Here is a 14,162-nt window from a genome sequence, read left to right on the forward strand (position 1 = left end):
TCGGAGGCTCCTTGGGTCAAGCGAACTGCGCCTGCGCGGGCGCGGACATTTGCTGCCGCGCGGCGGCCTTGCGCACGAATTCGACGCTGGTATCGATGGCGGTCACCGGCAGCATATGCCCGCCGCTGACCAATGTCAGCGTGGCTCCCGGCACCTTGGCGACGAGCGCTTCGCCATGCTCGGCAAAGTCCAGGATGCGGTCTTCCCGGCCGTAGAGCACGCTGACCGGCACGCGCAGCGTGCCGTAGTGGCCCAGCATGGCCGGCAGGCTCTGCGCGGCGCCGAGCAGGTCTTCAGACGCGGCCAGGAAGTGGCGCGGCCGCAGTGCCAGCAGGCCGCCGCCGCGGGTCGGGAAGTCGTCCGGCACCGGGTCCGGGCCGAACACGATATCCATGACTTCCGCGCGGTGCCGGATCGACATCGGCACCACCAGCGTCCATGCCATCAGCCGGCGCTGCCATGCACTCGGCACGGTCATGGCCTTGAACACCGGCGAGATCGCCTTGGGCGGGTGCGTAAGCGGGGCGATCAGTGCCAGCCCGCCCACGCGCCCGGGATGGCGGATGGCCAGCGCCAGCGCAATCGCGCCACCCAACGAATGGCCCACCACCAGCGGTTGCTCCAGGCCAAGCTTGTCGCACAGCGCGGCGAGGGCATCGGCCTGCGCCGGCAGGTCGGCGGCGCTGCCGGGCGTGCGCGTGGAGTGGCCCGCGCCGGGGCGGTCGACGGCGATCACGCGGAAATTCTCGGCCAGCGGCCCGATCATGCCGTAGCCAAAATTCTCGAGCTGGCCTGACAGGCCGTGTACCAGCAGTACCGCCGGGCCCTGGCCGCGCTCCACCACGTGCAGGCGCGCGCCGGGGACGTCGATAAAGCGGCCGGGCGGCGGCATGGCCGCTTCGATGCGCCGGGCAGTACGCCACGTGAACAGGTAGAGCAACGCGCCCAGTACCAGACACAGCCCGATCAGTACGGCGAAGATAGTCAGGACGATGTTCATGTTTGCACCTCGCCGGCTGCAACGGCCGGCACCGTGTCGTCGGTCGTGGTGTCCTGGCTGTCCCGCTCTGCCGCGTGCACCCGGTGCGCAAGGGGAGCGGGCGGCGGGGCGTCGAAGCGCAGCACGCCGTCCGCGATGCGCCCGTGCCGGATCGTCAGCAGGTCTTTCAGGTAGTTCTGATGCACGCGCCAGGGCTTGCGGTCGCCTTGCCGCGGCAGCACGCCGGCGGCACGCTGCACGTAGCCGGAGGTGAAATCCAGGAATGGGGTCTGCTGCACGCCAGCGGGTGCGTGCGGCGCGGCCATGCGGTGCCCATGGCGGTCCATATGGCGCAGCAGACGGCAGACGTACTCGGCGGTGAGGTCGGCCTTGAGCGTCCACGAGGCATTGGTGTAGCCGAAGGCCAGCACCAGGTTGGGCACGTTGCTCAGCATCATCCCCTTGTAGGCCAGGCATTCGGCGGGGCGGCGCGGGTGGCCGTCCACGGTCACCGCAATGTCGCCCAGCATGTTCAGCTTCAGGCCGGTGGCCACCACCACGATATCCGCGGCCAGCGCCTTGCCGCTGGCCAGCACGATGCTGTCTTCGGTGAAGCGCTCGATGGTATCGGTCACCACCGCGGCGCGCTCGTCGCGGATCGCGCCGAACAGGTCGCCGTCGGGCACCAGGCACAGGCGCTGGTCCCACGGCTTGTAGCGGGGTGTGAAGTGGGTGCCGACGTCAAAGTCCGGCGCCAGTTGCGCTGCCGCCATGCCGATCAGGCGCTGTTTGACGCGATCCGGCCGGCGCCGCGCGAGCTGGAAAAACATCATGCCCTGCAGCACGTTTTTCCAGCGCGTGGCAGCGTAGGCCAGCCGCTCCGGCAGCACGCGGCGCAGCTTGTGGGCGATGGCGTCTTCGCCGGGGCGCGTCACGATATAGGTGGGCGAGCGCTGCAGCATTGTCACGTGCGCCGCGCTCTTCGCCATGGCCGGCACCAGCGTGACCGCCGTGGCGCCGCTGCCGATCACCACCACGCGCTTGCCGGCGTAGTCGAGCGATTCGTCCCAGAACTGCGGGTGCACCATGCGGCCGCGGAACTGCTCCTCGCCTGCAAACCTGGGCCGGTGGGCTTCGGCATAGCTGTAATAGCCCGCGCACACATAGAGAAAGCGCGAGCGCAGGCGCAGCCGGCTGTGGTCCGCGGTGCGCTCGGCTTCGACCGTCCAGCAGGCTTGCGCGCTGTCCCACGCCGCGCTGACGACCCGATGCCCGAAGCGGATATGTGACGTGATGCCGGCTTCCTCGGCCGTTTCCCGGATGTAGGCACGAATCGACGGCCCGTCGGCGATGGCTTTGGCGCCGCGCCAGGGCTTGAAGCGGTAGCCCAGCGTGTACATGTCCGAATCCGAGCGGATGCCCGGGTAGCGGAACAGGTCCCAGGTGCCGCCCATGGCCTCGCGGGCCTCCAGGATGGCGTAGCGCTTGCCCGGGCAGCGCGTTTGCAGCTGGCGCGCGGCGCCGATGCCGGACAGGCCGGCGCCTACGATCAGGACATCAAGGACTGCGTCATCGGAACTGGGGGCGGTCATGGCGAGGGCATCCGGACGGGTGGCGCTTCTGACAACATAGATTGTCAGAAGCCATCCGGCAAGTATTCTGACAATAGGGAATGTCATAATGGCGCCCATGACGACCGAGCTCACCCCCGCGCGCCGCTACCGCGGCGCCGAAGCCGAGGAACGGCGTGCCCAACGCCGTGCGCAGCTGATTGCCGCGGCCGTGCAGGTCTACGGCGAGCGCGGCTACCAGAACGCTACCGTCAAGGCGGTGTGCGACGCCGCGGGCCTGACCGAACGGTATTTCTATGAATCGTTCGCCAACAGCGAAGCCTTGCTGCTGGCTTCGTTTCAAACGGTGACCCACCGGCTGCTGCACACGCTCGCGCTGGCGGGCGAGGGCGCCGGCGGCGACGGCCAGCAGCGGGCGCTGGCCATGCTGCGTGCCTATTTCGGGGCGCTGCAGCGCGAGCCGCGTTCGGCGCGGGTGTTCCTGGTGGAAATTCGCGGCGTCAGCAAGCACGTCGACGGGGCGCTGGCGGATTCGCTGGATGAATTCGGCGGGCTGCTGGCGCAAGCCCTGCTGCCTTCGGCGCGCCAGCTCGATCCGCTGCTGGCGGCGGGCGTGGCGGGCGGGGTGGTCCATATCGCCGTGCGCTGGATCCGCCACGGCTACACCCCCGGTGTCGAGGTGGTCGCGCGCACCGCGCTACAGCTGGCGCTGGTGCTGGCGCGCGAGCCGGACTAAGGGCGCCGCCTGCTGCGCCCCCGGGGTTACAGTTGCGGCGCCGGCGTTTTTTCCCTGAACTCGCACAGCGGCTCGATCGCGCAATGCCAGCATTCCGGCTTGCGCGCCTTGCACACGTAGCGGCCGTGCAGGATCAGCCAGTGGTGGGCATCGTGCAGGAATTCGTGCGGCACGCACTTGAGCAGCTTCTGCTCGACGATCTGCACGGTCTTGCCCGGCGCCAGCCCGGTGCGGTTCGACACCCGGAAGATATGCGTGTCGACCGCGATGGTGGGCTCGCCGAACGCCGTGTTGAGCACCACGTTGGCGGTCTTGCGGCCCACACCCGGCAGCGCTTCCAGCGCTTCGCGGTCAGGCGGCACCTTGCCGCCGTGGCGCTCGACCAGGATGCGGCAGGTCTCCATCACATGCCTGGCCTTGGTTTTGTACAGGCCGATGGTCTTGATGTAATCGCTCAGGCCGGCTTCGCCCAGGTCCAGCATCTGCTGCGGGGTATGCGCCACCGGGAACAGCCGGCGCGTGGCCTTGTTCACGCCCACGTCGGTGGCCTGCGCCGACAGCAGCACGGCGATCAGCAGCTCGAACGGCGAGCTGTATTCCAGTTCGGTGGCCGGGGCCGGATTGACTTCGCGCAGCGTTTCGAAGATGGCACGGCACTTGGCGGCGTTCATGGTTTCCCTGCTGGGTCGGTATCGGGATTCTGGCCGGCCTTCCGGTCGGGTTCCGGCGCAGTCAGGCCTGCACGCGCGCGCCGCGCTTCGGCGGCGTCGATCTGGGCCTGCACCGCGGCCGACACGTTTTCTGTATTGCGCGGCTGCGCGGCCTGCTGCTTTTGCCGGGCGCGTTCGATCGCGGCCTGGATGATGGCGCGCTTGCGTTCCTGCGCGGCGCGCTCGGCGTCGTTCTCCGGCGCTTCGGCCTGCACCGCGGCCAGCTTGGCGGCGGCCTTGGCGGCCAGGCGCGCGTCGTTTTCCTCGCGCTCGCGCACCAGCCGCGCATTGCGCGCCAGGTAGCGCGCGTGCGCGGCATCGGCCTGCGCCTGCGACCACGCGGCCCAGCCGGTGCGCGTGCCGGTGACCGGGATCATGTCGATGCAGTCGACCGGGCAGGGCGCCACGCACAGGTCGCAGCCGGTGCACAGTGCCGGGATCACGGTATGCATCTGCTTGGCGGCGCCGGCGATGGCGTCGACCGGGCAAGCCTGGATGCAGAGCGTGCAGCCGATGCACAGGCTCTCGTCGATGCGGGCCACCGCGCGTGGCTGCTCGGCGCCGCGTTCCGGATCGAGCGGCAGCGGCTCGGTGCCCAGCACCGCGGCCAGGCGCGCGATCCCTTCCACGCCGCCGGGCGGGCAGCGGTTGCAGGCGGCTTCGCCGCTGGCCATGGCTTCGGCATAGGGGCGGCAGCCGTTGAAACCGCATTTGGTGCACTGGGTCTGCGGCAGCAGTGCCTCGATGCGGTCGGCTAGGGACTTGACGGCGGGATTCACGACAACGGACAGGAAATCAGGGAACAAAACCGGGGCCAAAGCCGGACCGGGGACGGGCAAAGCATGATATTTGCGGGGTGCTGTGAGGGGTTGGCGACATAACAGCCGCGCCCGGCGGCGGACAATATGCCAGGGAGCCCTGCGGCACCGGGGCCTCTGCGGACCCTCGCGGCCTTCGTGCCGCAAGGATTATCCCCGATTTCGCCGGCGGACAGAAACGGCGATGATGCGCGTCGCACGCCAGGATTGCCGCATTCCGGCCTGTGCCATAATCCGCGCAACGATCGACCACACCCCATGTCAACTGAGCCCAAGACCAAACGCGACCCGGAAGGGACGCGCCGACGCATCCTCGCAGCGGCCACCGAGGAATTCGCCAAGGGGGGGCTGGCCGGCGCCCGCGTCGACCAGATTGCCCGGCGCGCGGAAACCAATGAACGCATGCTGTATTACTACTACGGCAGCAAGGAAGGCCTCTTCCTGGCGGTGCTTGAGAAGCAGTACGCAAATTTCCGCGCCGACGAGGAGCAGCTGCACCTGATCGACGAAGACCCGGTCAACGGCGTGCGCGCGCTGGCCCGCTTTGTCTGGGACTGGTACTACGAGCACCCCGAGTTCATCCGCCTGGTCAACAGCGAGAACCTGCACGAGGCCCGGCACCTGAAGAAGTCCGCCCATCTGCAGCAACTGATCAACCCGGTGGTCGACGTGCTCGCCGATGTGATCCGGCGCGGCCAGCAACAGGGCGTGTTCCGCGACAATATCGACGTGCCGCAGTTCTACCTGACGATCTCGGCGCTGGGCTACTACGTGCTGTCCAACCGCTACACCATCAGTGCCGTGATCGGGCGCGACGTGGCTTCGCAGCAGGAGCACGAGCGCTTTGCCGAACTGCACACGGAAATGCTGCTGAGCTACCTGAAGAAGTCCTGAGTTGCCGGGAGGCGCCCGCAAGAAAAATCGCCCGCAGTTGCGGCAAGGCCGTCCAGTTAAGGTCTCAAGCCCTACCGTCATTCCCGCGCAGGCGGGAATCCAGCGTCTTTCGGGATGACGTCACTGGGTTCCCGCCTGCGCGGGAACGACAGTCGCCAACTGAACGGCATGACCGCAGTTGCGGGCGATTACTTTTACTTGGCCGAGGCGGGGTGGTACTTGCGGATGAAGTCGCGCAGCTGCGGGTAGATGTCGTCGCGCCAGCGCCGGCCCGAGAAGATCCCGTAGTGGCCGCAACGCTCCGCGTTCAGGTGCTGCTTGCGGTTGTTCGGGATGCCGGCGCACAGGTCATGCGCGGCGGCGGTCTGGCCCGCGCCGGAGATATCGTCCAGCTCGCCCTCGATGGTCATCAGCGCGGTGGTCTTGATGTCCTGTGGACGCACCGGCTTGCCGTCGATGGCCCAGGTGCCGTTGGCCAGGCGGAACTCCTGGAACACCTCGCGGATGGTGTCGAGGTAGTACTCGGCCGCCATGTCCAGCACCGCGTTGTATTCGTCGTAGAAGCGCACGTGGGCCTCGGCGTCGTCGGCATCGCCTTCGACCAGGCTCAGGTAGTAGTCATAGTGTGAGGAAAGGTGCCGGTCCGGGTTCATCGCCACGAAACCGGCATGCTGCAAAAAGCCCGGGTAGACGCGGCGGCCGTGGCCGGGGTAGTTGGCCGGCACGGTGTAGATGACGTTGTTCTCGAACCACTCGTAGGACTTGTTGGTCGCCAGCGAGTTGACCGCGGTGGGGCTCTTGCGCGCGTCGATCGGGCCGCCCATCATGGTCATGGTGCGCGGCGTCTGTTCGCCGGCCGAGGCCATCAGCGAAATCGCGGCCAGCACCGGCACCGTGGGCTGGCACACCGAGATCACATGCAGGTTCTCGGCGCCGATATGGCGGATGAATTCCTGGATGTAGTAGATGTAGTCCGACAGGTGGAACGCGCCATCCTCCACGGGCACCATGCGTGCATCGATCCAGTCGGTCACGTAGACCTTGTGGTCCTGCAGCAGCGTGCGCACCGTGTCGCGCAGCAGCGTGGCATGGTGGCCCGACAGCGGCGCGGCCACCAGCACCACCGGCTCATCCTTGAGCAGCTTGATGGTTTCCGGGTCGTCGGCATAGCGCTTGAAGCGCACCAGCTTGCAGAAGGGCTTTTCCAGCACGGTCTGCTCGACAATGGGGATGTCGCGCCCGTTGGAGCGCACCGACCTGATGTCGAACGCCGGTTTCTCGTACTCCTTGCCGAGCCGGTACAGCAGCTCGTAGCCGGCAGCCAGGCGGGGAGCGCCGGGAACCAGCGAGAGCGGGCTGAGGGGGTTGGTGAAGGTCTTCGCGGTCGCCTGGGCCCACGCGGTCAGCGGGTGCAGGATCGAGCGCTGGAACTCATGCAATTGGTAGAGCATGCCGTTTTCTGCCTGGGTCTTGCTTGGAAATACGTACCACCAAGTACTAATGTACTGACAATACACCTTGGATCGTGCCGGCGATTATGCCCTTAATCGAACGACCGTGCTGACGATCTTGCTATGCAGCATATACCTTAAAGTACTTCCTTAGCTGCGGAAAACAATAAGGTAAATGGCTGATTTCTTGATGACATTGGCTGATAAATCGTAAACAAATGCAAAAAGCGGCCGAAGCCGCTTTTTGTGCATTGCTTTGTGACGCTTGCGCCAGCCATTACCCGTGACGGGATGGCCGGGCGAAAGGTCTTTTACATCACAGCAGCGATGGCATCGACCACAGCGTCGATATTGCGGCTGTTCAGCGCGGCCACGCAGATGCGGCCGGTGCCGACGGCGTAGATGCCGTGCTCGTTGCGCAGGCGGTCCACCTGGGCCGAGGTCAGGCCCGAGTACGAGAACATGCCGCGCTGGGCCTTGACGAAGGAGAAGTCGCCCGGCACGCCCTTGGCGGCGAGCTTGTCCACCAGCGCGTGGCGCATCAGCTTGATGCGGTCGCGCATTTCGGCCAGCTCTTCTTCCCACATGGCGCGCAGTTCCGGGCTGTTCAGCACGGTGGCGACCACGGTGCCGCCGTGCGTCGGCGGGTTGGAGTAGTTGGTGCGGATCACACGCTTGACCTGCGACATCACGCGCTGCGCTTCTTCCTTGCCGGTGGTGACGATCGACAGCGCGCCCACGCGCTCGCCATACAGCGAGAAGCTCTTCGAGAACGAGCTCGACACGAAGAAAGGCAGGCCCGAATCGGCGAACAGGCGCACGGCGGCGCCGTCAGCGTCGATGCCGTCGGCAAAGCCCTGGTAGGCCATGTCCAGGAACGGGATCAGGTTGCGTTCCTTGACCAGTTCCACCACCTGCTTCCACTGCTCGGGCGACAGGTCGACGCCGGTCGGGTTGTGGCAGCAGGCGTGCAGCACGACGATGGTATTGGCCGCGAACGACTTCAGCGATTCCACCATGCCGGCAAAGTTCAGGCCGTGGCTGGGGGCGTCGTAGTAGGCATAGTTGACCACCGGGAAGCCGGCGGATTCGAACAGGGCGCGGTGGTTTTCCCAGCTCGGGTCGCTGATGGCGACCTTGGCGTCCGGGTACAGGCGCTTCAGGAAGTCGGCGCCGATCTTCAGCGCGCCGGTGCCGCCAAGTGCCTGGGCCGTCACCACACGGCCTTCCGTGATCAGCGGCGATTCCTTGCCGAACAGCAGCGTCTGCACGGCCTGGTCATAGGCGGCGATGCCCTCGATCGGCAGGTAGCCACGCGGGGTGGCCGTGGTCAGACGGGCCTTTTCTGCCTCCTGGACGGCGCGCAGCAGGGGGATTTTCCCTTCGTCGGTGAAGTACACGCCAACGCCCAGGTTGACCTTGGTCGGGCGGGTATCGGCATTGAAGGCTTCGTTGAGGCCCAGAATCGGGTCGCGCGGGGCCATCTCGACGGCAGAAAACAAACTCATTTGGAATCTCGTGGTCGGCTATGTAAGAAAACGGAAGGCGTAGAATGCTCCGTACTGCGCTGGGGGCTGGCAGGCCCGGTCTCTTCCTGGATTGAAGCGGGGCTGACAACCCCAAGATTCTAGCGTATCCGCCCGTTTTCCTGAGGTATTTCCCTGATTCCGCCCCTATGACGAACCTTGCCGAAGCCGCGCCGGCCCTGGACGAAGACAAATTCGTCACATTCACCGGCTCCCCGTTCCAGCTGTACCAGCCGTTCCCGCCCGCCGGCGACCAGCCCGAGGCGATCCGGCAGCTGGTGGAGGGCGTGGAAGACGGCCTGTCGTTCCAGACGCTGCTGGGCGTCACGGGCTCGGGCAAGACCTTCACCATGGCCAACGTGATCGCCCGGATGGGGCGGCCGGCCATCGTGTTTGCCCCGAACAAGACACTGGCGGCGCAGCTCTACGCGGAATTCCGTGAATTCTTCCCGCGCAATGCCGTCGAGTACTTCGTCAGCTACTACGACTACTACCAGCCCGAGGCCTACGTCCCGCAGCGCGACCTGTTTATCGAGAAGGACTCGTCGATCAACGAGCATATCGAGCAGATGCGGCTGTCGGCGACCAAGAGCCTGCTGGAGCGCCGCGACACCATCATCGTGGCAACCGTCTCGGCGATCTATGGTATCGGCAACCCGACCGAATACCACCAGATGATTCTCACCTTGCGCGCCGGCGACAAGATCAGCCAGCGCGATGTGATCGCGCGCCTGATCGCGATGCAGTACACGCGCAATGAGACCGACTTCCAGCGCGGCACTTTCCGCGTGCGCGGCGACACCATCGACATCTTCCCGGCCGAACACGCCGAGATGGCGGTGCGGCTGGAGATGTTCGACGACGAAGTCGAGTCGCTGCAATTCTTCGATCCGCTGACGGGCCGCGTGCGCCAGAAGATCCCGCGCTTCACGGTCTACCCGTCGAGCCACTACGTGACCCCGCGCGAGACCGTGCTGCGCGCGATCGAGGCGATCAAGTCGGAGCTGCGCGAGCGGCTGGAATTCTTCCACAAGGAAAACCGCCTGGTCGAGGCGCAGCGGCTGGAGCAGCGCACCCGCTTCGACCTGGAGATGCTGTCCGAGCTGGGCTTCTGCAAAGGCATCGAGAACTACTCGCGGCACCTGTCCGGTGCACGCCCCGGTGATCCGCCGCCGACGCTGGTCGACTACCTGCCGCCGGACGCGCTGATGTTCCTGGACGAGTCGCACGTGCTGATCGGGCAGCTCAACGGCATGTACAACGGCGACCGCGCGCGCAAGACCACGCTGGTGGATTACGGCTTCCGGCTGCCGTCGGCGCTGGACAACCGGCCGCTGAAGTTCGACGAGTTCGAGCGCAAGATGCGCCAGGTGATGTTTGTCTCGGCCACGCCCGCGCAGTTCGAGAAAGAGAATGCCGGGCAGGTGGTGGAGCAGGTGGTGCGTCCGACCGGACTGGTCGATCCCATCATCGTGGTGCGCCCGGCGACCACGCAGGTGGACGACCTGCTGTCCGAGATCCACGCCCGTGTCGAGGCCGGCGAGCGCGTGCTGGTGACCACGCTGACCAAGCGCATGGCCGAGCAGCTGACCGAGTTCCTGTCCGAGAACGGCGTCAAGGTGCGCTACCTGCACTCGGATATCGACACCGTGGAACGCGTGGAAATCATCCGCGACCTGCGCCTGGGCACCTTCGACGTGCTGGTCGGCATCAACCTGCTGCGCGAGGGCCTGGATATTCCCGAGGTGTCGCTGGTGGCGATCCTCGATGCGGACAAGGAAGGCTTCCTGCGCGCCGAGCGCTCGCTGATCCAGACCATCGGGCGTGCCGCGCGCAACGTCAACGGCACCGCGATCCTGTACGCGGACCGCATGACGGATTCGATGAAGAAGGCCATCGGCGAGACCGAGCGCCGCCGCGCCAAGCAGATCGCGTTCAACGAGGCCAACGGCATCACGCCGCGCGGCGTGGTCAAGCGCATCAAGGACATCATCGACGGCGTCTACAACGTCAGCGATGCCAGGGCCGAGCTGCAGGCCGCGCAGGAGCAGGCCCGCTACGAGGATATGAGCGAGAAGCAGGTCTCCAGGGAGATCAAGCGGCTGGAGAAGCTCATGCTCGACCATGCCCGCAACCTGGAGTTCGAGCAGGCGGCGCAGGTGCGCGACCAGCTGGCCAAGCTCAAGGCGCAGGTGTTCGGCGCCAGCGGCGATGGTGCCTTGCCACCCGCCTGATCCGCACGATGCCGGCCCGGGCTGGCCTATAGTGAAATGCGTCATGGAGGGCGTGGCGGCCAGGCTGCCGTGCGCGCCGAGGAGGAGTTGCGATGGAACGCCAGTTTGAATACGGCGGCTACGCGATCGTGGTCAGCGCGATCCCGAATGCCGCGGGCGGGTTTGCGGCGCGGATGCGCATCGCCGATGCCTTCGGCGAGCCGTCTGGCCCAAGTTTCGAGGCGATAGCGGGCGACGCGCCCACGCAAGAAGCGGCCATTGCCCTGGCGGAGGCCGGCGCCATGCGCGCGATCGACGCGGGCGAGGTCAACTAGCCGGCCAGCCGCGCATCCCCCATTTTCCGTGGAGAACCACAATGACCGAAATCGGTGAATGGAAGAAGAAGGTTTATGAAACCCACGAAGTGCAGGTCCAGGTCAGGCAACGCTCGCAGAGCGAATGGTCCTACACCGTGCGCGTCTGCCGCCCCCGCACCAATATCCGGGCCGCGGGCACGCTGACCGAGACCTCGCTCATCACCGACCATTACAAATCGGCCGAGGCCGCGGAAGTGGCCGGGTTTGCGCATGGCGAGCGGCTGGCCAGGCAACTGGCCTAGCGCTGCGGGGGGCTGCGGGTAGAATTGCGCCTGCCATGCCACTCCCGCCAAGCCTCGATCCGATGAAGAAATACGCCATCCTGATGTGTTGCATGGGGAACATCTGCCGTTCCCCGACGGCCGAGGGCGTGCTGCGCGCCAAGCTGGCGGCGGCAGGGCTGGAGCCGCTGGTGGAGCTCGATTCGGCGGGCACGCATGAATACCACCTCGGCCGCGCGCCCGACCCCCGCACCCAGCGCCACGCGCTGCAGCGCGGCTACGACCTGTCGGCACTGCGTGCGCGCAAGGTCGGCGTGCCCGACTTCGACCGCTTCGACCTGATCCTGGCGATGGACCGCGAGAACCTGGCCGGCCTGATGCGGCTGTGTCCGGATGCCTGCGACAAGGTGCGCCTGCTGATGAGCTTCGCCACCCGCCATGACGCCGACGAGGTCCCGGACCCGTACTACGGCGAGGGAGATGGCTTCGAGCGCGTGCTCGACTATATCGAGGACGCCTGCGACGGCCTGGTGGCCGAGCTGCGTCAGCGGCTGCAAGGCAACGCCGGCTGACGCCGGCGCCATCCGCCGTCTTCCGGCCGCTTGCGCAGCGCTGTCACGAACGCTGGTGATGCCGCCCGGCGTGGCAGGCCCGGAAACGACCGCGGGCGGGCGCGAAGCCTGATGGCGGGTGGTGCACTGCGGCAAGGGTAGTTGACTGAATTAGTCGGGTACCTTTATACTTGACGGAAACGATCAAGTATTCGCTTCACCCCAGAGCCCTGCACCATGAGACTGACCACCAAAGGCCGCTTCGCGGTCACTGCGATGATCGACCTGGCCATGCGCCAGGACCAGGGACCGGTCACGCTCGCCGGCATCAGCCAGCGGCAGAAGATCTCGCTGTCCTACCTGGAGCAGCTGTTCGGCAAGCTGCGCCGGCATGAGATCGTCGAAAGCGTGCGCGGCCCGGGCGGCGGCTACAGTCTGGCGCGCAAGGCCGAAGACGTCACAGTTGCGGACATCATCATCGCGGTGGATGAGCCCCTGGATGCCACCCAGTGCGGCGGCAAGGGCAATTGTAACGGAGATGACGGCTCCGGGCGCTGCATGACCCACGAACTGTGGGCCACGCTGAACCAGAAGATGGTCGAGTACCTCGACTCCGTTTCCCTCAAGAACCTGGTGGACCAGCAGCGCGAGCGCCAGCCCGCGACGGTGCTCCACGACATGCGCGAAGACGCCGCGCAGCCGGTGGCGGCCGCGGCGCGCGGCAAGGCCGACAAGCAGGAAAAGCCGGTCCGGGCCAGAATGGTGAATTCAGTTTTCAGCCTGGCGCAGTCCTGAACGCGCCCGGGCAACGACAGCAAAACAGCGATCAGCGGTCCCTTACAAGGCAGTCATAACGATGAGCACCCCACATTTCCCCATCTACATGGATTACTCGGCCACCACGCCGGTGGACCCGCGCGTGGCGGACAAGATGATTCCGTACCTGCGCGAGCAGTTCGGCAACCCCGCCTCGCGCAGCCATGCGTACGGCTGGGAAGCGGAGCGCGCGGTGGAAGAAGCGCGTGAGCAGGTCGCCGCACTGGTCGGCGCCGACCCGCGCGAGATCGTGTGGACCTCGGGGGCAACCGAATCGGACAACCTGGCGATCAAGGGGGCCGCGAACTTCTATGCGGGCAAGGGCAAGCACATCATCACCGTGAAGACCGAGCACAAGGCCGTGCTGGACACCACGCGCGAGCTGGAACGCCAGGGCTTTGAAGTGACCTACCTGGACGTGAAGGCAGACGGCCTGCTCGACATGGACGTGTTCAGGCAGGCGCTGCGCCCGGACACCATCCTGGTCTCAGTGATGCTGGTCAACAACGAGATCGGCGTGATCCAGGACGTCGAGCAGATCGGCGAGATCTGCCGCGAGAAGGGCATCATCTTCCATTGCGACGCCGCGCAGGCGACCGGCAAGGTGGCGATCGACCTGGGCAAGCTCAAGTGCGACCTGATGTCGTTCTCGGCCCACAAGACCTACGGCCCCAAGGGCATCGGCGCGCTGTACGTGCGCCGCAAGCCGCGCGTGCGCATTGAAGCGCAGATGCACGGCGGCGGCCATGAGCGCGGCATGCGCTCCGGCACGCTGGCCACGCACCAGATCGTCGGCATGGGCGAAGCCTTCCGCATCGCCCGCGAAGAGATGGCGACTGAAAACGAACGCATCCGCATGCTGCGCGACCGCCTGTGGAACGGCCTGTCGGACATGGAAGAGGTCTACCTGAACGGCGACCTGGAACACCGCGTGCCGCACAACCTGAACGTCAGCTTCAACTTCGTCGAAGGCGAGTCGCTGATCATGGCGATCAAGGACGTGGCGGTGTCGTCGGGCTCGGCCTGCACCTCGGCCTCGCTGGAGCCGTCGTACGTGCTGCGCGCGCTGGGCCGCAACGACGAACTGGCCCACAGCTCGATCCGCTTCACGGTGGGCCGCTTTACCACCGAGCAGGAAATCGACTACACCGTCGAGCTGCTCAAGAGCAAGATCGGCAAGCTGCGCGACCTGTCTCCGCTGTGGGAGATGTTCAAGGACGGCGTCGACCTGAATTCGATCCAGTGGGCCGCGCACTGACGCGTCCGCCGCAGATCAGCAGAATAAAAGCAATACCCCCG

At 66.2% G+C, this 14,162-nt stretch carries 14 protein-coding genes; 8 read left to right on the top strand and 6 right to left on the bottom strand.

Features of this window, described 5'->3' with window-relative positions:
- Nucleotides 1-16 precede the first annotated feature (16 nt).
- A complete protein-coding gene (locus tag ACREYQ_RS05260; protein ID WP_432259715.1) occupies nucleotides 17-1,000 on the bottom strand; it encodes an alpha/beta fold hydrolase in 984 nt (327 codons plus the stop codon).
- On the bottom strand, nucleotides 997-2,571 hold the full coding sequence (locus ACREYQ_RS05265) for a flavin-containing monooxygenase (RefSeq protein ID WP_432259716.1): 1,575 nt from the start codon (nucleotides 2,569-2,571) through the stop codon (nucleotides 997-999). Before ACREYQ_RS05265 ends, ACREYQ_RS05260 begins: the two co-directional genes overlap by 4 nt.
- 88 nt (nucleotides 2,572-2,659) lie before the next feature.
- Between ACREYQ_RS05265 and ACREYQ_RS05270 the strand changes: the two genes are divergently transcribed.
- Nucleotides 2,660-3,286: a TetR/AcrR family transcriptional regulator gene (locus ACREYQ_RS05270; RefSeq protein ID WP_432259717.1), complete on the top strand. Its 627-nt coding sequence runs from the start codon at nucleotides 2,660-2,662 to the stop codon at nucleotides 3,284-3,286.
- Nucleotides 3,287-3,312: 26 nt separating this feature from the next.
- Here ACREYQ_RS05270 and nth read toward each other — a convergent pair whose 3' ends face one another.
- Complete coding sequence (gene nth / locus ACREYQ_RS05275; protein WP_432259718.1) at nucleotides 3,313-3,957, bottom strand: endonuclease III; 645 nt, start codon at nucleotides 3,955-3,957, stop codon at nucleotides 3,313-3,315.
- Nucleotides 3,954-4,775: an electron transport complex subunit RsxB gene (gene rsxB, locus ACREYQ_RS05280; protein WP_432259719.1), complete on the bottom strand. Its 822-nt coding sequence runs from the start codon at nucleotides 4,773-4,775 to the stop codon at nucleotides 3,954-3,956. Before rsxB ends, nth begins: the two co-directional genes overlap by 4 nt.
- 297 nt (nucleotides 4,776-5,072) lie before the next feature.
- Here rsxB and ACREYQ_RS05285 point away from each other — a divergent pair, with 297 nt between their 5' ends.
- The gene (locus ACREYQ_RS05285) at nucleotides 5,073-5,708 is read left to right on the top strand and encodes a TetR/AcrR family transcriptional regulator (RefSeq protein WP_432259720.1); all 636 of its coding nucleotides are present in this window, start codon (nucleotides 5,073-5,075) and stop codon (nucleotides 5,706-5,708) included.
- 194 nt (nucleotides 5,709-5,902) lie between these two features.
- Here the strand turns inward: ACREYQ_RS05285 and ACREYQ_RS05290 are convergent, their stop codons facing one another.
- Together ACREYQ_RS05290 and ACREYQ_RS05295 are read right to left on the bottom strand one after the other, a co-directional pair.
- Nucleotides 5,903-7,159, bottom strand: a complete 1,257-nt coding sequence (locus tag ACREYQ_RS05290; RefSeq protein ID WP_432259721.1) for a polyhydroxyalkanoate depolymerase — start codon at nucleotides 7,157-7,159, stop codon at nucleotides 5,903-5,905.
- A 311-nt stretch (nucleotides 7,160-7,470) separates the two neighbouring features.
- Nucleotides 7,471-8,667: an amino acid aminotransferase gene (locus tag ACREYQ_RS05295; protein WP_432259722.1), complete on the bottom strand. Its 1,197-nt coding sequence runs from the start codon at nucleotides 8,665-8,667 to the stop codon at nucleotides 7,471-7,473.
- Nucleotides 8,668-8,834: 167 nt separating this feature from the next.
- Between ACREYQ_RS05295 and uvrB the strand changes: the two genes are divergently transcribed.
- The 6 genes from uvrB to ACREYQ_RS05325 all read left to right on the top strand — a co-directional run bounded on the left by uvrB (nucleotide 8,835) and on the right by ACREYQ_RS05325 (nucleotide 14,121).
- Nucleotides 8,835-10,919 carry an excinuclease ABC subunit UvrB gene (gene uvrB / locus ACREYQ_RS05300; RefSeq protein ID WP_432259723.1) on the top strand — a complete coding sequence of 695 codons (2,085 nt, stop codon included), beginning with the start codon at nucleotides 8,835-8,837 and terminating at the stop codon, nucleotides 10,917-10,919.
- Between the two features lie 92 nt (nucleotides 10,920-11,011).
- Nucleotides 11,012-11,233 (top strand): hypothetical protein, encoded by a 222-nt coding sequence (locus ACREYQ_RS05305; protein WP_078195811.1) that lies wholly within the window; start codon nucleotides 11,012-11,014, stop codon nucleotides 11,231-11,233.
- Nucleotides 11,234-11,274: 41 nt separating this feature from the next.
- Nucleotides 11,275-11,517 carry a hypothetical protein gene (locus ACREYQ_RS05310; RefSeq protein ID WP_432259724.1) on the top strand — a complete coding sequence of 81 codons (243 nt, stop codon included), beginning with the start codon at nucleotides 11,275-11,277 and terminating at the stop codon, nucleotides 11,515-11,517.
- 62 nt (nucleotides 11,518-11,579) lie between these two features.
- Nucleotides 11,580-12,068 (top strand): low molecular weight protein-tyrosine-phosphatase, encoded by a 489-nt coding sequence (locus ACREYQ_RS05315; protein ID WP_432260365.1) that lies wholly within the window; start codon nucleotides 11,580-11,582, stop codon nucleotides 12,066-12,068.
- A gap of 216 nt (nucleotides 12,069-12,284) precedes the next feature.
- Complete coding sequence (gene iscR, locus ACREYQ_RS05320) at nucleotides 12,285-12,842, top strand: Fe-S cluster assembly transcriptional regulator IscR (RefSeq protein WP_115015122.1); 558 nt, start codon at nucleotides 12,285-12,287, stop codon at nucleotides 12,840-12,842.
- A 55-nt stretch (nucleotides 12,843-12,897) separates the two neighbouring features.
- Complete coding sequence (locus ACREYQ_RS05325; protein WP_432260366.1) at nucleotides 12,898-14,121, top strand: IscS subfamily cysteine desulfurase; 1,224 nt, start codon at nucleotides 12,898-12,900, stop codon at nucleotides 14,119-14,121.
- The last annotated feature ends 41 nt before the right edge of the window (nucleotides 14,122-14,162 follow it).

The sequence above is a fragment of the Cupriavidus sp. TMH.W2 genome, from assembly GCF_050847365.1.
GTDB lineage: Bacteria > Pseudomonadota > Gammaproteobacteria > Burkholderiales > Burkholderiaceae > Cupriavidus.